Raw genomic sequence first — 19,448 nt, forward strand, 5'->3', positions numbered from 1 at the left:
CCATCGACCCCGGGAGGGCATCCGGCATGACGAGCAACGCCCGCATCGAGAAGCCGCCCGCGGCGACGGGCCGCCCGCTCCGGAGGGCGGCCCGGTGACCGCGCTGTCGCTGGCCATGGTGCTGGCCGAGGCCGCCCGGCGGCACCCGGACACCGTGGCCGTCGTCGACGGCGACACCCGGGTCAGCTACGCCGAGCTGTGGCGGCAGGCCCGCGGGTACGCCGCCGGCCTGCGGGAGCTGGGCGTCGCACCGGGCGACCCGGTGGCCCTGCTGGCCCCGAACGTGGTCGACTTCCCCCGGGTCTACTACGGCGCCCTGGCCGCCGGCGCGGTGCTGGTGCCGGTGCACCTGCTGCTGACCGTGGACGAGGCGGTGCACGTGCTGCGCGACAGCGGCGCGAAGCTGCTGGTCTGTCACGGCTCGCAGCTCGCCCTGGGCGCCGCGGCCGCTGCGGCGGCGGGCGTCCCGCTGGTGACCGTCGGGCCGGGCGGCACCGGCGTGTCCCGGCTGGAGGAGGTGAGCGGGCCGCTGCCGGCGCTGCCGTCGTACGTGACCCGGCAGGCGGAGGACACCGCCGTGGTGCTCTACACCAGCGGCACCACCGGCGTGCCCAAGGGCGCGCTGCTCACCCACCTCAACCTGGTCATGAACGCCACCGTCAACGTCTTCGACGCCAACGACGCGCGGCAGAGCGACGTGGTGCTCGGCTGCCTCCCCCTGTTCCACAGCTTCGGCCAGACCGTGGCCATGAACGGCACCTTCCGCGTCGGCGCGACCCTGGTGCTGCTGAGCCGGTTCAGCGGGCCGGCCGCCATCGACCTCATGCTGGCCGAGGGGGTGAACGTCTTCCACGGCGTGCCGACCATGTACGTGGCGCTGCTCGACGCCGCCCGGGACCGCGCCACCCTGCCCCGCCTGCGGCTGTGCGTCTCGGGCGGGGCGTCGCTGCCCGTGGCCGTGCTGGAACGGTTCCACGCCGGCTTCCACACGACGATCTTCGAGGGCTACGGGCTCTCCGAGACCTCGCCGACGGCGACGACCAACCAGCCGCACTTCGGCACCCGCCCCGGCACCATCGGGCACCCGGTCTGGGGCGTCGAGGTGGAGATCGCCCGCGCCGACCTGGACGACCGGATCGAGCTGCTGCCGGCCGGCGAGCTCGGCGAGATCGTCATCCGCGGGCACAACGTCTTCGCCGGCTACCTCGGGCGGCCGGAGGCGACCGCGGAGGCGCTGGTCGACGGCTGGTTCCGCAGTGGCGACCTGGGGCGCAAGGACGCCGACGGGTTCATCACCATCGTGGACCGCAAGAAGGACCTGATCATCCGGGGCGGCTTCAACGTCTACCCGCGCGAGGTCGAGGAGGTCCTGGCCCGGCACCCCGCCGTCGGCCAGGTGGCCGTGATCGGCGTGCCCCACCCGCGGCACGGTGAGGAGGTCTGCGCCGTGGTGGTGGCCGACCCGGCCGGCCCCGGCCTGCCGGCCGAGCAGGAGCTGATCGACTGGTCGCGCGAGCACCTGGGCCGCCACAAGTACCCCCGCCAGATCCGCTACGTCGACGCGCTGCCGGTCGGGCCGAGCCACAAGGTGCTCAAGCGGGAGTTGCGCCGCACGGTGGCACCGCCCGCCGACTGATCACAGCGGCCGGTTCAGTCCGACGTGGAGGTGGCCGGCCCACCGGGTCGGCGTCGCCGGGAACTCGTCGCGGACGGCCCGCACCGTCTCGGCGAGCACCCGGGCCGCCGCCGCGGTGTCCGGGGGGCGGGTGCCGCCGTCGGTCAGCCCGGCGTAGAACGCCGCGGCGACCCGCGCGCTGTCCGGGGTCCGCCAGGTCGTGCCGATCACCCCCCGGAAGCCGGCGAGCTGGAAGGCCGCCGCCAGGTGCAGCGGCTCGTCGGTCAACCGGGGGTGCGTCGCGGCGGAGCCGCACGCGGACAGGAAGGCCAGCTCGGCCCGCTCCAGATGGTAGGCGCCCACCATGTGCGGGCTGAGCGAGCGCCCGCCGCCGAGGCGCAGCCCGCCGGTCAGCATCGAGGCGACGCGCGTGTCGGCCTCGGCGTGGCAGGCGAAGTGCGCGACGGGGTGCTCCCGGAGCGCGTCCTCGACCGCGTCGGGCGCCACCTCGGTCCCGGCCAGCACCGTGGAGCCGGGCATCAGCCGGGCGACCTCCTCGACCTCGGCGCGTACCTGGGACAGCGCCGGCAGGTCCCGCACGGTCGGCACGCCGACGACGGCGGCCGTGGCGGCCGTCGGCCGTGCCGGCCGGTCCGCCCCCGCGTGGGCCAGGGCCGTGAGGGTCGGCGTCCACGACGACACCGCACGGTCGAGGACGGTACGCCGGCCGCCCGGCTCCCGGTGGTGGCCGGCCGCGTGCAGCGGAAGCCGGGCCAGCGGGCCGACCGGGCACCACCAGATCCGCGGCGGCGGGTCGCCCGCCGGGGCCAGCAGGTCGAGCACCGGCCCGGCGACCGCGTCCCACAGCCAGCCCAGGATGCCGTGCAGCTCCTCCTGGGCGGCGGCGCGCCGGTCGAACGGCACGGCCGGGTCGGTCGCGTCGGCCACGGCCGCGTACCAGCGCGCGACGTGCCGCTGGATCGTGGCCGCGCGCAGGTCGGGCAGGCGCACCGGGCGCACGGGCCGCTCCGGGTCCGCCGGGACGAGCAGGGCGTCGCCCCGGTCGCCGTGCGTCGTGACGACGGCGACCGGCATCCCGGCCAGCCGCCGGCGCAGCAGCGGCATCGACGGCGGCCGCAGGAAGTCGGCGAACCCCGGCAACCGTCGGATCCGCTCGACCACCCGGTCCCGTTCGGCGGCGAGCTGCCGGGTCTGGGCGAGCCAGACCGGTCGGGGGTCCCAGTCCCTGGTGGAACTGGCCAGCACCTCGCCGGACTCCGTCCGGCGTTCCACCTCGATGGTGAACTTCCGGACCTGGGTGTACGCGTCCGCCTCGGCCAGCTTCCGGTCGATGCGGTCGAGTTCCGCGGCGAGCGCCGCGTCGACCGCGCGTAGCTCCACGCGGCCACCCCGGATCCCGAGTGCCTCGTGGAACAGCAGACCGCGGCCGCGTTCCAGGAGTTCGACGGCGCCGTCGGCGTCGCCGGCCGCGATCGCCGCGGCGGCGGCCTCGGTCGCCACCCCGCCCAGCGCCTCGACCGTGCCGAGCCGGCGGTGCCCGGCCGACGACCGGTCGACCGAGGCGGGCAGCTGCCGCACCGCCCGCTCCAGGGCGGCCAGCCGGGCCGCCGGGTCGCCGGCCTCCCGGGCCAGCTCGGCCTGCTGGCGCTCCGCGTCGATCGCGGTCTCCGCGTCCACCACGGACGACGCGGCGATGGCGGCGTACGTCTCGATGGCCTCGGCCCTCGCCCGGTCGGCGTCCGGGCCGCCCGCCCGGGCCAGCGCGGCGGCGGCCCGGGCGAGGAGCCCGGCCCGCAGCGACCACCAGTGGTGCCCGGCCGGCGTCTGCGCCACCGCCCGCCGGGCCAGCCGCACGGCGTCGGCCAGCACGTCGCGGTCACCGCTCACCAGATACCGCTGGTAGCGGGCGTCCGCGATCGAGCTGCCGATGCGCGGCTGGTCGGGGTGCTCCGGGGGCAGCAGGGCGAGCGCGTCGAGGTACGTGCCTTCGGCCGCCAGCAGGCCGGCCTCGTCGGCCCGGCGCGCCGAGAGGAGAGCCAGGCTGCTCGCCTGGTTGTACAGGAAGCCGACCCGGCGGGAGTCGTCACCGGGCAGCGCCTCGGCGGCGCGCCGGCTGGTCTCCACGGCCTCGGCGAGCAGCGCGTCGTCGGGTGCCAGCGCCGCCCGGCGGGACAGCATGTCGGCGAGCCGCAGGAGCCGCAACGGGTACGACTCGTCGTGCGCGGGTGTCTGCTCCAGCGCCTCCCGCTGGTGGCGCAGCGCCTCGTCCAGCAGCTCCGGATCCTTGGCGAGCCAGCCGGCGTCGGACAGGGTGCCGGCGAGGACCACGAGCTGGTGCGGACGGGTGTCCGGCTGCCCGCCGGCGAGGTCCAGCGCCGCGCGCGCGGCCGAGACGCCGACCTCGACCAGGTGCTCGACCTGCCCGTGCACCCCCGCCCGGGAGGCCGCGCCCGCCAGCAGGTTGAGCGCCTGCCGCCGCAGCGGGTGCCCCGGCCCGGCGGCGTCCAGCGCGAGCTGCGCCCAGGACGCCGCCCGCCCCGCGCCCTCCAGCTCGCCGCCGTGTTCCCAGTGGGCCAGCTCCGCCTCGCCGAGCAGGAGCAGGGCCCGGACCCGCCCCGGATGGAAGCCGGGCACCGCGGCGGCCAGCACGACGGCCGCCTCGTACCGCTCGGCCAGCGCCGGCGGCGCGGCGTCCACCGCCACCCGTCCGGCCGTCTCCTCGGCCCGCCGCAGCAGCCGGTCGAGCACCGCCGGCTGGTCCGCCGCCGTGACGATCGTGCCGGCCGGATCCGGGCCGATCTCGCGGACCAGCAGGTTGACGACCGTGTTCAGCCGATCCAGGGCCGGCGCCGCCGCCGGATGGTCCGGCGGCGTGGTGAGGACGGCGTCGCGCCAGGTGGCGGTCGCCTCCAGCAGGAGCTCCACCGACGCATGCTCCGGAACGTCGTGCAGCCGGCACAGTGCCGCGCCGAGACACGTCACCACCCGCGGGTCGGTGGGGTGGCGCCCCCAGGCGAGCTGCGCGGCCCGCCGGTAGTCGCCGACGGCCAGCTCCAGGGCCCGCGGGCCGGCGCCCCGGTCGAAGTAGAGCGCGAACAGGTGGCCGCGGAGGAGCAGCCGGTGCAGCCGGTGCGGGTCCCGCGCCGAGGTGGCGCCCAGGGCCTGCGTGAGGGCGTCCAGCGCCTCGTCGTAGGTCCGGCCGTCCCCGCCGTCCTCCGCCAGCGCCGCCAGCGCCTCGGCGAGGTCGGTCAGCAGCGCGGCACGGAGCAGGCCGGCCCCCTCGTCGCGCTCACGCGCCAGGTGCGGCAACCAGTCCCGGTAGAGCGTGACGAGCATCCGCAGGGCCTTGCCGGAACCCGCTTGGTGCCGCTGCCGCAGGCCCGCGATCCGGTCGGCCTGTTGCGGGCTGAGCAGGACGTCGGACAGGCGCGGCGCGTCGGGGCGGCCGCTCTCCGGCTGCTCGTCCCGGATCAGCTCCGGCACCTCGTCCGGGTCGTCGCGGCACCCCTGCCGGAACAGCGCGACGGCCGCCCGGCGCTCCCGCACACCGTCCAGCCCGGGCAGGTCGAGGTAGCGGTACCAGTGGAGCCGGGCCAGCTCCCGCGCCGCCGCCCGGCCGGCGCCCCGGTCACCGGCCGCGGCGGCGAGGACGTGCGCGTCGGCCGACAGGTCCGGTCCCGTGAGGACGGCCGGGTCACCGGTGCGCTCGTACTCGGCGAGCACCGCCGCGACCCGTCCTACGGCGGCACTGGTGGTCCGTCTCGACATCGCCACTCGATCCCCGCGTCGGCCTGCGATCTCCGGTGCCCATCCTGCCCGCCCCGGCCGGAGGGCGGAAGCGGGTGCGCGACACACCTTTGGGGACGGTGCCGACGGGCCCGGGTCGATAGGGTGGCAACGGAAGCCAAACCGGTGCCCGGGGAGCCGATGTGGAACTCGTCGCGGAGCGCGTCGGCCGGCTGTGCCGGCAGGCCGTCGGTGAGCAGTTGCGCCAGCACGCCGAGCGCTACGGCGCCGCCGACGTGCTCGACCGGATCGCTGAGGCCGTCGCCGAGGGCCGCCTGGACCACCACCTGGAGGAGGACCTCGACCGGCTCGACGACGCCTTCGCGCGGCACGGCATCGACGGCCTGACCACCGGCGTACGCGGGTTCGAGGCCTGGCTCGGCGGGGGCGGGCATCCCACGGTCGTCGCCTGGAGCTGCCCGAGCCCGCTGCCGTGTCCCCGCGCGGTCCCCGAGGGCGACGGCGACCGGCCGGTGTGCGGGCTGACCGGTGTGCCGTTCGGGCAGCGCCGGATCGTGTTGTGAACGCCCTCCTCGCCGAGCTGGGCAAGCAGCTGGTGACCCGGTGGACGGCGGCGCTGCTGCTCCCGGGCGCGCTGTTCGCCGCCGCGGTGGTCCTGGCGCGGGTCCTGGGCCAGCGGCACGCCGTGGACCAGCGCGCCCTGGCCGCCTGGTGGGACGGGCTGCCCGCTGGGCCGGCCGCTGGAACGGGAGCGGGCCTGCTGATCGGCGCGGTCGCGTTCCTGCTCGGGGCGGCGGCGGCCGGGCTCGTCGCGCAGTCGGTGGGCGCGTTCGTCTCCTGGACGTGGAGCCGGCCCGGGTCCGGGCCGGTGCTGGGCCGGCTCGCCGGCCGGCGCCGCCGCCGGTGGGAGCGGGCGGACGCCGCCGCGCTGGCCGCGGAACGCGCGCTGGTCACGGACCCCGGCGACGCCGGGCTGCGGGACCGCACGCGCCGGGCCATCGCCCGCCGGTCGGCGATCTGCCTCGTGGAGCCGGCGCGGCCCACCTGGATCGGCGACCGGCTGCACGCGACCGACGTCCGGGTGCACCGCGGCTACGGCATCGACCTGGCGAGCGGGTGGCCGCGCCTGTGGTTGCTGCTCCCGGACGAGGCGCGGGGCGAACTGGCGGCCGCGCAGGAGCGGTGCGGGGCCGCCGCCCGGCTGGTCGGCTGGGGCCTGCTGTACGCCGCCCTCGGGGCGTTCTGGTGGCCGGCCCTGGTGGTCGGTCTGGTGGCGCTGCCCACCGCACGCTACCGCGCCCGCCTGGCCGTGGCGGTCTACGCCGAGCTGGCCGAGGCCGCCGTCGACCTGTACGGGCGGGACCTGGCGGTCCAGCTCGGGCTGCCGTGCCCGGACCGGCTCACCCGGGAGATCGGCGAGCAGGTCACCGCCATCGTCCGCAAGGACGATGTGGTGCCGCGCGCCCGCCGGGCCGGCCCGGCCGAGCGCTCCTCGCCCCTGCCCTGACCGGTCACGGTCGCCACGACGGGTTGTGCAGGATGGCGAGGTTCTGCCGGGCCGTGACCGCCAGGGTGTCGTCGTGGGCACCCGCCGGCAGCGCGTCGAGGACCTCCCAGTAGAGCGCGATCGCCCGCCGCCGGTAGCCGGCCAGCGCCAGGGTGGCGGCCAGGTTGTTGCGGCGGCCGACCGTCTGCCGGCTCAACTGCCCGTGCTTGCGCTCGCTGTGCCGGATGTTCCGCTCGTGCAGTTCGATCGCCTGCGGGTACTGCCCGGCCTGCTGGTAGCCGACCGCCAGGTTGTTGCGGATGACGAGGGCGAGGTCGCCGTCGGCGCCCTGCCCGTGCTCGGCCGCGGTCAGCACCTCCCGCAGCACGTCCAGGCCGTCGTCCACCTGCCCGGCGGCCAGGTAGGCCTGGCCGAGCGCATTGCGGACGGCCAGGGCGTCGCTGTCGAGCGGCCCGAACGCCGCCGCCGCGCCGGCGGCCAGGGGCTCGAGCAGGGCGACGGCCTCGGTGAACCGGCCGCAGAGGCGATGGTCCTCGGCCACGCTGAGCCGGTAGGCCAGGGTGCCCCGGTCGGGGACGGACTCGCGGCCGACGCCGGCGGCCCGCCAGATGTCGAGGGACACCCGGACCACGTCGACCGGACCGCGCACCTGGCGCGGCGGCGGTGGGGGTGTGGCGGGCAGCGGCTCGGGGGGTCCGGCCTCGTCGGCCGCCCACGCCGCGAGCCGGTCCCGCAGCTCCGACGCCGGCGTGCCGTCGACGTGCAACCGGCACACGCCGCCGTCCAGGTGCAGGTCGAGGCGGACACCGCCGGACCGCAGGCCGTGACCGTCGAGCGCCATGGAGAGCAGGCTCGGGGTGCGGATGTCCAGCCCGCGGAGGGTGGGCCAGGGCAGGCGCAGGAACCGCCGGAAGGGCCGGCGCAGGTCGATGCCCGAGCGGTCGAGGACGGCGGTCAGCCCAGTCGTCTCGCCCGTGCGAGGCGGATGTCCATCGAGGAAGGTCACGTGTGGTATCGCGAGCGATGACACGGGGTCATAGTTGCATCCGGCGGCGGGTCCGCGCAGCCCCGGAACCGGCGGCTGTGCGGACCCGCGCCGGACGGCCCGTCAGTGGGTGAGGCCGGCGGCCTGCGCCGCCTCCTCCTGCGCCCGCCGCTCGTCGCCGCTGAGGGTGTGCAGCGGCTTCTCCTTGATGAAGAGCACCACGACCATGGCGAGCAGGGCCAGCGGCGCGCCGACCAGGAACAGCTCGGCCGTGGCGGTGCCGTAGACGTCCTGCACGACCCGCAGCAGCGGCTGGGGCAGCGTGGACAGGTCCGGCACGGCGGCGGACGAGCCACCACCGGCCGCGGCCGGGCCCAGGCGCTCGGTCGTCAGCTCGGTCACCCGGTTGGCCAGGACGGCGCCGAGGGCGCTCACCCCGATGGCGCCGCCCATGCTGCGAAAGAACGTCAGCACGGAGGTGGCCGCGCCGACCAGGACGCTGGCCACGGTGGACAGCGACACGGTCCGGTTGCGGAAGATGTCCAGCGGGACGATCGGCTCGGCGGCGCGCGACTCGACGAACACGGCCACGGCCAGCACCGCGACCCCGCCCGCCGACCATGAGCGCCGTCCAACCGGAGGCCCAGGCAAACTTGTGCCCGGCCAGCGACGACCAGACCAGCAGCAGCGAGACGCCCGTCGTGATGAGGGCGGCGCCCAGCCAGTCGATCTGCACCTCGCGGCGGACCACGGGCAGGTGCAGCGTCCGCTGGAGCAGGAAGATCGACAGGAGGGTGAACGGGACGCCGATCAGGAAGCACCAGCGCCAGCCGAGCCAGGAGGTGTCGACCAGGACCCCGCCGATGAGTCCCTAACGGCGATCTTGCAGGCTGTGCAAAGTTTCATACGCTGAAGTGAGCTGGCCGACAGCGGGTCACGGTCCCGGCTCGAAGACGGCGCGGACGCAGCCGTCGAGCCGGTTCCGGAACGTGTCGTAGCCGAGCGGCGCCCGGTCCAGCGGCATCGGGTGGGTGGCGAGGTGTTCGGTGACCAGCTCGCCGCGCGCCATCCGGTCCAGCAGCATGGGGATGTACCGGTGGCCGTGCTGCCGGGCGCCGCGCAGGGTGAGGCCCCTGGTGACGACGGCGCCGAGCGGGAACCGGTCGACGGCGCCGGCGTACGTCCCGAGCAGGAAGACGCTGCCGCCCTCGCGGCAGTGGTGGACGGCCTCGCGGGCGGCCACGGGCCGGTCCGGTCCCGGCCGGAGCCGCTGTCCGAGCCGGGCGGACCGACCCCAGCGGCCGCCGCCGGGCGCCGCCGCGCCGGCCGCGTCGATGCACACGTCCGGGCCGCGCCCGCCGCTGCGTTCCCGCAGCTCACCGCCGACGTCCTGGGTCCCGGGGTCGAGGGTCTCGACGCCGAGGTGCCGCTCGGCCATCCGCAGCCGGTCGGTCAGGGGATCGATCACGACGACCCGCTCCGCGCCCAGCAGCACGGCGGCCCGCGCCGCCAGCTGACCGACCGCGCCGGCGCCCCACACCGCGACCACGTCCCCGGGCCGGACGCCACCCAGGTCGGCGGCCATCCAGCCGCTCGGGGCGGCGTCGGAGGCGAACAGCGCCCGCTCGTCGGTGACGCCGTCCGGGACGGTGAAGGCCCCCTGGTCGGCGTACGGGACCCGGACGTACTCGGCGTGGCTGCCGGCGAACCCGCCGAGGGCGGGCGAGGAGCCGTAGCAGCCGCCGGGGGAGGGGACTCCCGCCGGCTCGCCGAGGGCCGGGCCGGCGCCGCCGTTGTCGCACAGGGAGAACTGCCGCCGCCGGCAGGGCCCGCACCGGCCGCAGGACACGACGGAGCAGACCACGACCCGGTCGCCCGCCCGGTGCCGGCGTACCCGCGGCCCGACCTCGACCACCTCGCCGAGGAACTCGTGCCCCAGCACGTCGCCGCGGCGCAGCAGCGGGAGGTGGCCGCCGAGCAGGTGCAGGTCGGCGCCGCAGGTGGCGCTCCTGCGCACCCGGACGATCATGTCCTGCTCGTTGCGCAGCTCCGGGTCGGGGACCTGGGTCACGGCCAGCTGGTTCACGCCCCGCCAGACCAGTGCCTTCACGTCGCCCCCCGGCTCCCCTGGCGGGTGGCCAGCCGGAGCGGCCGGTCAGTCGCCCGTGGTCCGTCGGGACCGATGCTCGCATGAAAACCGCGCCCCGGCGGTGGTTCGGAGGAGCTCCGGACCCCCGTCTTCGGGGCGCGGGGGACGGCGCGCCGGTCGCCTCCCCCGTCCGGGGTATCGGCCCGCCCGGTTCGTCGTATATGAGCGTTATGTCGGACTGACTCATTAAGCTCCACGGTGTCATCCAGTCATCGACCCGGGGCCACCGGTGCCGGCCGCGCCACGCGGTCGCACCGTCGCCAGCACGCCGATCCGGCGTCGCCCCGGGGCGGCTGGAACCAGGTCGCCGGCACCCACAGGGATGCGTGAGTCACGATGATGGACGCGGACACCATGGTCCTACCCCGGCTCGGGTCGGGAGAGAGCCGGGTCGAGGACCCGTGGGGCGAGGACCGCGCGGCCGGTCCCCGGGCCGGCGGCCAGCGTTCGCCGGCCGACACCCTCCGGTGGCGGCTCGCCGCATGGCTGCTGCCGGCGCTGCTGGCCGGCGGGCTCGGCGTCGTGGGCGCCGGCACTCCCGGCTTGCGCCTGGCGGAACTGGCGACCTGGCGGGCCGCCACCTCCCCGTGGCCGGACGCGCTGCCGGGCGGCGACGTCACGCTCGTGCCGTACCACCTGCTGATGCGCGCCTGGGCGGTGGCGTTCGGCACCACCGACCTCGCGCTGCGCGTACCGTCCCTGCTCGCCGTGGCGGCGGCCGCCGCGCTCGTCGGCGCGCTGGCCACCCGCATGTTCGCGCCGGGCGCGGGGGTCCTGGCCGGGGTGATCTTCGCGCTGCTGCCGAGCGTCACCCGGTACGCCCAGGAGGCCCAGCCCTCCGCGCTGGCCCTGTTCGCCGCGGTGCTCGCCACCTGGTTCCTGCTGCCCGCCCTCGACCGCCCGAGCCTGCGCCGCCTCGCCCCGTACGCCGCCGCGGTGGCCCTGCTTGGCCTGTGCCACGCGGTGGCGCTCCTGCTGCTCGTCGGGCACGGCTGGGTCGTGCTCGCGTTCCGGCGGGGGATGACCGGCCGGTGGCTGGCCGCCGCCCTCCTCGGCGCGCTCCCCGCCGCCGGGCTGCTCTGGTCCGGGGTACGCGCCGGCGGGCAGGTCGCGCCGGCGGCCCGCCCCGACCTGGCGGCTCTCGCCGCGACCCCCCGGGAGCTGTTCGGCGTCGCCGCGCTGGGCGCCGTGCTGCTCGGATTGGCGCTGTTCAGCCTCCCGCTGCGGCGCGCCGCGGCGATCTGCACCGCGTGGGCGGTGCTGCCGCCGCTCGGCCTGCTGCTCATCGCGCAGGCGACGCCGGTCTGGTCACCGTCGAGCCTGCTCTTCACGCTGCCGGCCTGGGCGACCCTGGCCGCGGCCGCCCTGTCCCGGGTGCGCCCTGCCTGGTGGGTGGTGGCGGTGGCCGCGCTGGCCCTGATCGTCGCACCGGCCCAGGCGGCCGTCCGCGCGCCCGACGGGCACGGGCAGGCCACCCGCGAGGTCGCCGAGATCCTCGGCGCCCGGCGGCTGCCCGCCGACGGCGTGGTCTACGGCGACGCGGACGCGCGGACCGTGGTGGCCCGCTACCTTCCCGCCGACCGGCGGCCGACGGACCTGTTCGCCGCGGCGCCGCCGCGCGGCTGTGCGGGCTGCCTGTGGGGCGTCCGCCGACTGTGGGTGATCCGCCCTGGCGAACGCACGGATCCCGTGCCGCCCGTCGGCGGCGCAACGGAGCGGCTGCTGCGCAGCGGATACCAGGTGGCGCAGGTCTGGCACCCGGCCGGGTTCACCCTCGCCCTCCTGGTGGACGACCGCACCGCCCGCTGACCAACACGACCTTTCAACCCCACTGCCCGCTCAGGGTTCGTGGCGAGATCACCATGGGGGAAAACGTGGCCATCGCCGCTGATACACGCCCGTCCCGGGCCAGCACGCCGGGCAGCTCAGGCAAGCGTCCGCCGGTGCTCGCCCCGGCCGGACCGTCCGCCGGGAAGGGACCGGACCGCCGGCAGTTGAACATCCGGGCCCGCCTGGCGTACGCCAGGTGCGGCGCCACCGCCGGGCCGCTGGCCGCGCCGTCGCGCCCGGACGCGGCGGTGGAGTTCCGGCACGCCGCCTCGCCCGCGGCGCGGCTCGTGCTGACCCTGCTCGTGCTGCTCAACAGCGCGGCCGGGCTGTTGTTCGTCGGCTGGCTGCTGCTGCCCCAGCACGTGCCCGGCCCGGGCATGGTCGGCGGCGGCTGGGAGATGATCGCGGCCCGGCTGGGCTTCTGCGTGGTCGTCGGTGTGGAGTTGATCCGCCTGGCGCAGAACGTGGTGGTGTGGGTGTTCGCGTTCCACGCCCGGGACCCGGTGCCGGTCGACCCGCCGGTCGGGCTCCGGGTGGCCCTGCTCACCACGATCGTGCCCAGCAAGGAGCCGCTCGACGTGGCGGAGCGGACGCTGCGGCGCCTGCGGGAGATCGTCTACTGCGGGCAGGTCGACGTCTGGATCCTCGACGAGGGCGACGACCCGGCGGTCAAGGAGATGGCGGCGCGGCTCGGCGTGCACCACTTCAGCCGCAAGGGCCGGCCGGAGTACAACCAGCCCGGCGGGGAGTTCCGGGCCCGGACCAAGTCCGGCAACCACAACGCCTGGCGGGCCGAGCACGAGGGCCGGTACGACGTGGTGGCCAACGTCGACCCGGACCACGTGCCACTGCCCAACTTCCTCGAACGCACCCTCGGCTACTTCCGCGACCCGGACGTCGCCTTCGTGGTGACCCCCCAGGTCTACGGCAACATGCACCAGAACTTCGTCGCGCACGGCGCCTCGGTGCAGCAGTACCTCTACAACGGCCTCATCGCCCGCGGCGGTAACGGGCTCGACGCGCCGCTGCTCACCGGCACGGGCCACCTCTACCGGCCGGCGGCCTGGCGGACCATCGGCGGCTACCAGGACTCCATCATCGAGGATCACCTGACCAGCATCCGCATCCACGCCGCGACCAACCCGGAGACGGGCAACAAGTGGAAGGGCGTCTACACGCCCGACGTGGTGGCCATCGGCGAGGGCCCGACCTCCTGGGCGGACTACTTCAACCAGCAGAAGCGCTGGGCGGCCGGCATCTGCGAGATCCTCGTCCGGCCCGAACTGCGGGCACCGCGCGAGCTGCCGTCCCGGCGCCGCTGGCAGTACCGCCTGCTCCAGTTCTACTACCCGAGCGTGGCGATCAGCCTGCTGCTGGGCAACCTCGCCACCGCGATGTACCTGCTCACCGGGGTCGGTTCGGCGCAGCTCGACGTCACCGTGTGGTCGGTGCTCTGGGGCTCGACATTCGGCACCTGGTTCGTGCTGTGGCTCTGGCTCCGGCGCTTCAACATCGCCCCGCACGAACGGGAGGAGATCGGCATCGTCGGCATGGCGCTGGCGCTGTTCGCCGGGCCGATCTACGTGGCCGCCGGGTTCACCGCGCTGCTGCGCCGCAAACTCGGGTTCGTGGTGACGGCGAAGGGGAGGCTGCGCACCGTGGAGTCGTTCCGCACGTTCCGGCTGCACCTCTGCTGGGCGGTCGTCTCCGCCGGCCTGCTCGGCGCGAGCTTCGTGCTGGACAACAGCTCGCCCCTGCTGCGGGTGTGGCCCGTCCTGACCCTCCTGACCGGCCTCGGTCCGCCCTTGATCGCGCTCGCGTCGAACCTGCGGGCCAACCGCCGGCAGGACGACGAGGTGGTCGTGCCCGCCCCCGCTCGCGGGGAGACCGAGGAGGTCCACCCGCCCAAGTCCCGGGTCCCGGCCGAGGGGGTTCTGCGATGATCCGATTCACCTTTCCGCGGGTCGTCATGGTGTTGACCGGCGCGCTGCTGCTGACGTACGCCTTCGCCATCGCGCCCACCACCGGCTCCGAGGGCCGGGGCGGGGCCGTGACGGCGGAAGCGAAGGCGCCCCGGCCGCGCGGACCCTTCCCGCCGGCGGGAAAGACGTTCATCGGTGTCATGACCGACAAGGGTCCCCATGACTTCGCGCCGGTGGACCGGTTCACGGCGGCCGCCGGGCACCAGCCGCAGGTCATGCTCTTCAGCGAGGGGTGGGCGTCCGCCACGTTCGACCGGGCGCTCTTCGACCGGATCCGCGACCGGGGCATGATGCCGATGCTGGGCTGGGAGCCCTGGGACTACCGGCTGGACGAGCGGGCCCGGCAGCAGAAGCTCACCGCCCAGCAGATCGATGCGGTCCGCTCGGATCAGCCCAGCTACCGGTTGTCCCGCATCGCGGGCGGCGAGTTCGACAGCTACGTGCGGTCCTGGGCGGAAGGGATCAAGTCGCTCGGCTACCCGGTGGCCCTCCGCTTCGCCCACGAGATGAACGGCTACTGGTACCCGTGGTGCGAGCTGGTCAACGGCAACCGGCCCGGCGACTACGTGAAGGCCTGGCGCCACGTGCACGACGTGTTCCGGGCGGTCGGGGCCACGAACGTCACCTGGGTGTGGAGCGCGAACGTCCGCTACACCGACCTGACCCCGCCGATCTCCACGTACTACCCCGGTGACGACTACGTGGACTGGGTGGGTGTCACGGGCTACTACGGCAAGTACGACTTCGCGCCGTACCTCTCCTTCGACGGGGTCTTCAAGAAAACCATCACCGAGCTACGCACCGTCAGCAGGAAGCCGATGGTCATCACCGAGACCGGTGGGTCCGACCACATCGGGCGCAAGGCCGAATGGATCAGGGATATCTTCCAGACCCTGCCCAGGTACCCGTTCATCATCGGGCTGATCTGGTTCGAGGTGAACAAGGAACTGGACTGGCGCATCGTCAGTTCCCCGGCCGTGTCCACGGCCTTCGCCGGCGCGGTCGCCGCCCCTCGCTACCAGGTCACCTGGTCGCCCGACATGGTCTCCCGGACGAAGGAGTAGCTGTGCGGAGGTTGACCGCCGCGCGGGCCGTGCTGGTGCTGACCGGCGCGCTGCTGCTGACCTACGCGGCCGCCGTGGCGCCGACCCCCATGTTCGGGGACCGGGAGGACGGCCGGTCCGACCGGCCCGTGACGGCCGAGCCGGGATCCCCGCCCCGGCCCGCGAAGGCCGAGCCGGAGGAGTCGCCCCGGCCGGCCGCGGAACCCTTCCCGCCGGCCGGCAAGGCGTTCATCGGCGTCATGACCGACAAGGGCCCGCACGACTTCGCGGTGCTGGACGCGTTCACGGCGGCCGCGAAACACCAGCCGCAGGTGCTGCTGTTCAGCGCGTCGTGGAACGTGGACACCTTCGACCGGACGCTCTTCGACCGGATCAGCAACCGGGGCATGCTGCCGATGCTGGGCTGGGAACCGTGGGACCACCGGGTGGACAGGGCGGCCCGCGAGAAGAAGCTGCCGACCCGGGAGATCGACCAGATCCGGTCCCACCAACCGGCCTACCGGCTGTCCCGCATCACGGCCGGGGACTTCGACCCCTACCTGCGGTCCTGGGCCGAGGGGATCAGGTCCCTCGGCTACCCGGTGGCCATCCGGTTGGCGCACGAGATGAACGGTGACTGGTACCCGTGGTCCGAGGCGAGCAACGGCAACCGGCCCGGCGAGTACGTCCGGGCGTGGCGGCACGTGCACGATCTCTTCCGCGCGGCGGGGGTGACCAACGTGACCTGGGTGTGGAGCCCGAATGCCAGCTGGGACGGGTCGCTCCCGAAGCTCTCCGGGTTGTATCCGGGCGACGACTACGTCGACTGGGTGGGCATCACGGGCTACTACGGCATCGGGGCCTACACGGAGTACCGGTCCTTCGATGCGATCTTCGGTCCCACCATCACCGAGATCCGCGCGTTCAGCGGGAAGCCACTGGTCATCACCGAGACCGGCGCCTCCGACGCCACGGGGCGCAAGGCCGAATGGATCACGGAGGCGTTCCGGGCCCTGCCGCGTCACCGGGACATCCTCGGTCTCATCTGGTTCGAGGTGGACAAGGAGCTGGACTGGCGCATCGTGAGTTCGCCGGCGGTGACGCGGGCCTTCGCCACGGCGGTCGCCGACGCCCGCTACCGGTTCAGCTGGTCGCCGGAGCTGCTCCCACGCACGAAGCTGGACAATTAGTTTTCCGGACATAAGTGTCTAACCGGCCTAAAGTGGGTCGAGATCCGAGCGGGTGACCGGCGCGGACGGGGAACTCCGTGGCGGTGGAAAAGGTGGTGACGTGCTAGGGCTGACCAGGCCGCGGGTCCTCATGATGGTGATCGCCGCGCTGCTGCTGGCCTACGCCCTCGCCCTGGCGCCGGTCGCCATGGGCAGGGGCGGGGAGGGCGCCGCGTCCCGCGCGCCGACGACAGCCGAAACGGGTGCCGTCGTGCCGGCCGGTGCCGACAACCCCCCACTCCAACTGGCCGCGGAACTCTTCCCGCCGGCCGGCAAGGCCTTCATCGGCGTGATGACCGACAAGGGCCCCTACGACTTCGCGGCGGTGGACCGCTTCGCCGCGGCCGCGCGGCGCGAGCCGCAGGTGATGCTCTTCGGCGTGGGCTGGGAGTCCGGCACGTTCGACCGGGTGCTCTTCGACCGGGTCAAGGACCGCGGCATGCTGCCCATGCTCGGCTGGGAACCCTGGGACTACCAGGTGGACCAGGCGGCCCGGAAGCAGAAGAAGCTGACCGTTCGCCAGATCGACCGGGTGCGCGCCACCCAGCCGCGCTACCGCCTGTCGCGGATCGTGGACGGTGAGTTCGACACCTACCTGCGCTCCTGGGCCGAGGGCGTGAAGTCCCTCGGCTACCCCGTCGCCATCCGGTTCGCCCACGAGATGAACGGCGACTGGTACCCGTGGTGCGAGAAGGCCAACGGCAACCGGCCCGGCGAGTACGTCGAGGCCTGGCGCCACGTGCACGACCTCTTCCAACGGGCCGGCGCCACCAACGTCATCTGGGTCTGGAGCCCGAACGCCCGGTGGAGCAAGACTACCGGGCACCTCGCCGAGCTCTATCCCGGCGACGACTACGTCGACTGGGTCGGCACCACCGGTTACTACGGCACCGGGGCGTGGTCGGGGTACTCGCCGTTCGACGCCATCTTCGGCCCCACGATCGCGGAGATCCGCACCTTCAGCCGGCGGCCGCTGGTCGTCACCGAGACCGGCGCCTCCAACGCCGGGGGGCACAAGGCCCGGTGGATCAGGGAGACCTTCCGGGCGCTCCCGAAGCACCGGGACGTCATCGGCCTCATCTGGTTCGAGGTGGACAAGGAGATGGACTGGCGGATCGCCAGCTCGCCCGCCGCGGCCACCGCCTTCGCCCAGTCGGTCGCCGCACCCCGCTACGACTTCCGCTGGTCACCGGACCTCGTCCCGCGCACCGACCTGGACGGGTAGGGCGCCCGCCGGTCAACCGTCGCGTCCCGGCTCCGGTCCCGTGCCGGGGAGCAGCCGCGCCGCGGCCCGCCGCAGTGGCCGGCCGTCCTTGGCGATCTTCTTCATCCGACGCCACGTCGTACGCCCCGGAGGGCCGGCCGGCCCGCCCTCGCCGTCGGCCGGCCGCTGGGGCGCCCGGGGTGGCGGTTCCGGCGTCGGCGGGGCCACCCCGGCGGCCGTGGTGCCGGCGGTCCCGGCCACCGCCTCGATGATCTGCGGGTTGCGGTCGACGGTGCTCAACGCGCGGTCGAGGATCCCGTTCAGCTCGTCGAGCCGGACCTCCAACATCGCCTCCGTCGTCACGCCGCGGACGTCGATCCGGACCGTGCCCAGCCGGGCCTGCACCCCGACCTCGAGCTGGAGCAGGCCGCCCAGCCGCGCACGCAGGGACACGTGGGCGTCGAGGTCGTCGCCCTCGGCGCAGATGTCGTCCACCCGGAGGTGGGGGATCTGGAGGACCACGTCCGGGTCGGACATCGTCGGAGCGCTGTGGTGCAGGTCGGTGAGCTGCGGCCGGTCGCCCTCCCCGCCCGGGCGCGACGCCGCCGCTCCCGTGCGCGGCACGCCCGGATCCCGCCTCCCGTTGCCCACCTGACCTCCGTCGCCCTCGCCGGCCGTCGGCGTGCCATTCCCGGAAATCCCGCGGGCACACCTGCGGGTCGCGGCGGAGGGGGCTCAGACCAGGCCGCGCACGGCCTTCACCGCCGCGTCCACGTCCGCCTCGCTGTTGGCGATGGTCGCGCCGAACCGCAGGTGGGAGGGGTTGTACGGGGTGCTGCTGGCGATCACGCCGGCGGCGTACAGCCGGCCCACCGCCTCACCCACCGGGATGTCGGGAACGGCGCAGCAGACCACCCCGGCGGAGAGGTCGGGCGAGCGCGGCGTGACCAGCCGGATCCCGCGGATGCCGGCCAGACCCTCCTTGAGCCGGCCGGCCAGGTCCCGGTTCCGCTCGGCGACCCGGGCCGGACCGATCCGGTGGTGGAACTCGAACGCGTCGGCGAGCGCCCAGCGGTGCTCGAAGCTGTGGTAGCCGCCCGGCGTGTGCGCGGGCCCCGGAGGCGTCGGCTGCCCGCCCGTGCCCGCGTACAGCCACCGGCCGATGCTGCGCCGGTCGAAGGCGGGGATGACCGGGGTCATCCGGCTCCACGCCCGGGTGCTGCCCCAGACCAGGCCGGTGCCCCGCGGCCCGAGCAGCCACTTGTGGCAGCCGGACACCAGCACGTCGCAGCCGAGCTGCTCCGGCGTCGCCGCGTCGGCGCCGAAGCCGTGCACCCCGTCGACGCAGACCAGCGCCTCGGGGCTGCGCGCGCGGACCGCCTCGGCGAGTTGCCGGACCGGCAGCTTCACGCCGGTGCTGGAGTGCACCCAGGTGAGCGCGACGACCCGGGTGCGGGCGGAGACGGCCGCCGCGAGGTTGCCGACCATCTCGTCGACGGTGGCCACGGCCGGGTCCCGGTAGAGGCGCACCCGGCGGACGGCCACCCCGTCCCGCTCGGCGCGCAGCCGCACCGACTCGTGGGTGGCGTAGAAGTCGTGCTCGGTGGTGAGCACCTCGTCGCCCGGCCGCAGCCGCACGGCCGTGTAGACCAGGCCGAGGCCCATGGTGGTCGAGTCGGTCAGCGCGATCTGGTCCGGGGGCGTGTCGAGGTGGCGGGCCGCCGCCCCGAGCACCGCACCGTCGAGGCGTTCCTCGTTGGCGCCCAGGTAGCCCAGGGCGTCCCGGTCGAGCCCGTCCCGGTGCGTGGCGACGGCGGCGCGCACCGGGGCGGGGTGGGGCGCGAAGACGAAGGTGGCGAGGTGCGCCCGGCTGCGGTCGAGCGCGAACTGGGCCCGGACGCTGTCCCAGCTCGCCGGGTCGAGGGCCGGAGCGGCGCTGGGCGGCCCGGCTGGCTCCCGCCGTTCCGGTTCACAGCCGGTGGCCAGGCCGGTCACGCTGGCCGCCGCGGTCACGCCGAGCAGGTTCCGTCGGGTGAGCTGCATCCGTCCATCGTCCACTGTTGACGTCACGGCCAGGTCACCGAGCCGCGTCGCGGCGCCCGTCGCCCGGCGCGCGACGACCGGTGATTTCGCCGA

14 protein-coding genes are annotated in these 19,448 nt (G+C 75.1%); 8 read left to right on the forward strand and 6 right to left on the reverse strand.

Annotated elements, in window-relative coordinates:
* Positions 1-94 precede the first annotated feature (94 nt).
* Complete coding sequence (locus tag ABZS80_RS07340) at positions 95-1,636, forward strand: long-chain fatty acid--CoA ligase (RefSeq protein WP_355054920.1); 1,542 nt, start codon at positions 95-97, stop codon at positions 1,634-1,636.
* On the opposite strand, the gene ABZS80_RS07345 is transcribed toward ABZS80_RS07340, so the two are convergent.
* On the reverse strand, positions 1,637-5,404 hold the full coding sequence (locus tag ABZS80_RS07345; RefSeq protein ID WP_355054921.1) for a CHAT domain-containing protein: 3,768 nt from the start codon (positions 5,402-5,404) through the stop codon (positions 1,637-1,639).
* A 161-nt stretch (positions 5,405-5,565) separates the two neighbouring features.
* Between ABZS80_RS07345 and ABZS80_RS07350 the strand changes: the two genes are divergently transcribed.
* A complete protein-coding gene (locus ABZS80_RS07350) occupies positions 5,566-5,946 on the forward strand; it encodes a hypothetical protein (protein WP_355054922.1) in 381 nt (126 codons plus the stop codon).
* Positions 5,943-6,890, forward strand: coding sequence for a hypothetical protein (locus tag ABZS80_RS07355; protein WP_355054923.1), 948 nt, complete (start codon positions 5,943-5,945; stop codon positions 6,888-6,890). The genes ABZS80_RS07350 and ABZS80_RS07355 overlap by 4 nt, the downstream gene beginning before the upstream one ends.
* A 4-nt stretch (positions 6,891-6,894) precedes the next feature.
* On the opposite strand, the gene ABZS80_RS07360 is transcribed toward ABZS80_RS07355, so the two are convergent.
* From ABZS80_RS07360 to ABZS80_RS07370, 3 genes are all read right to left on the reverse strand, one after another.
* A complete protein-coding gene (locus tag ABZS80_RS07360) occupies positions 6,895-7,896 on the reverse strand; it encodes a tetratricopeptide repeat protein (RefSeq protein WP_355054924.1) in 1,002 nt (333 codons plus the stop codon).
* A gap of 102 nt (positions 7,897-7,998) precedes the next feature.
* The gene (locus ABZS80_RS07365; RefSeq protein WP_355054925.1) at positions 7,999-8,466 is read right to left on the reverse strand and encodes a hypothetical protein; all 468 of its coding nucleotides are present in this window, start codon (positions 8,464-8,466) and stop codon (positions 7,999-8,001) included.
* Between the two features lie 343 nt (positions 8,467-8,809).
* Entirely contained in the window at positions 8,810-9,985 is a 1,176-nt protein-coding gene (locus tag ABZS80_RS07370) for an alcohol dehydrogenase catalytic domain-containing protein (protein ID WP_355054926.1), read from the reverse strand.
* A gap of 375 nt (positions 9,986-10,360) precedes the next feature.
* Here ABZS80_RS07370 and ABZS80_RS07375 point away from each other — a divergent pair, with 375 nt between their 5' ends.
* The 5 genes from ABZS80_RS07375 (at position 10,361) to ABZS80_RS07395 (ending at position 17,333) form a co-directional block, all read left to right on the forward strand.
* Positions 10,361-11,833: a glycosyltransferase family 39 protein gene (locus tag ABZS80_RS07375; RefSeq protein WP_355054927.1), complete on the forward strand. Its 1,473-nt coding sequence runs from the start codon at positions 10,361-10,363 to the stop codon at positions 11,831-11,833.
* A 53-nt stretch (positions 11,834-11,886) separates the two neighbouring features.
* Positions 11,887-13,797, forward strand: coding sequence for a glycosyltransferase family 2 protein (locus ABZS80_RS07380; RefSeq protein ID WP_355054928.1), 1,911 nt, complete (start codon positions 11,887-11,889; stop codon positions 13,795-13,797).
* Positions 13,794-14,900 carry a glycosyl hydrolase gene (locus tag ABZS80_RS07385; RefSeq protein ID WP_355054929.1) on the forward strand — a complete coding sequence of 369 codons (1,107 nt, stop codon included), beginning with the start codon at positions 13,794-13,796 and terminating at the stop codon, positions 14,898-14,900. The genes ABZS80_RS07380 and ABZS80_RS07385 overlap by 4 nt, the downstream gene beginning before the upstream one ends.
* 2 nt (positions 14,901-14,902) lie before the next feature.
* A complete protein-coding gene (locus tag ABZS80_RS07390) occupies positions 14,903-16,069 on the forward strand; it encodes a glycosyl hydrolase (RefSeq protein WP_355054930.1) in 1,167 nt (388 codons plus the stop codon).
* Between the two features lie 100 nt (positions 16,070-16,169).
* Positions 16,170-17,333, forward strand: coding sequence for a glycosyl hydrolase (locus tag ABZS80_RS07395; protein WP_355054931.1), 1,164 nt, complete (start codon positions 16,170-16,172; stop codon positions 17,331-17,333).
* A gap of 12 nt (positions 17,334-17,345) precedes the next feature.
* On the opposite strand, the gene ABZS80_RS07400 is transcribed toward ABZS80_RS07395, so the two are convergent.
* Complete coding sequence (locus ABZS80_RS07400) at positions 17,346-17,936, reverse strand: hypothetical protein (protein ID WP_355054932.1); 591 nt, start codon at positions 17,934-17,936, stop codon at positions 17,346-17,348.
* A gap of 111 nt (positions 17,937-18,047) precedes the next feature.
* Positions 18,048-19,355, reverse strand: a complete 1,308-nt coding sequence (locus tag ABZS80_RS07405; protein ID WP_355054933.1) for an aminotransferase class V-fold PLP-dependent enzyme — start codon at positions 19,353-19,355, stop codon at positions 18,048-18,050.
* Positions 19,356-19,448: the final 93 nt, after the last annotated feature.

This window comes from Micromonospora sp. NPDC005305 (assembly GCF_040607315.1).
Lineage (GTDB): Bacteria > Actinomycetota > Actinomycetes > Mycobacteriales > Micromonosporaceae > Micromonospora.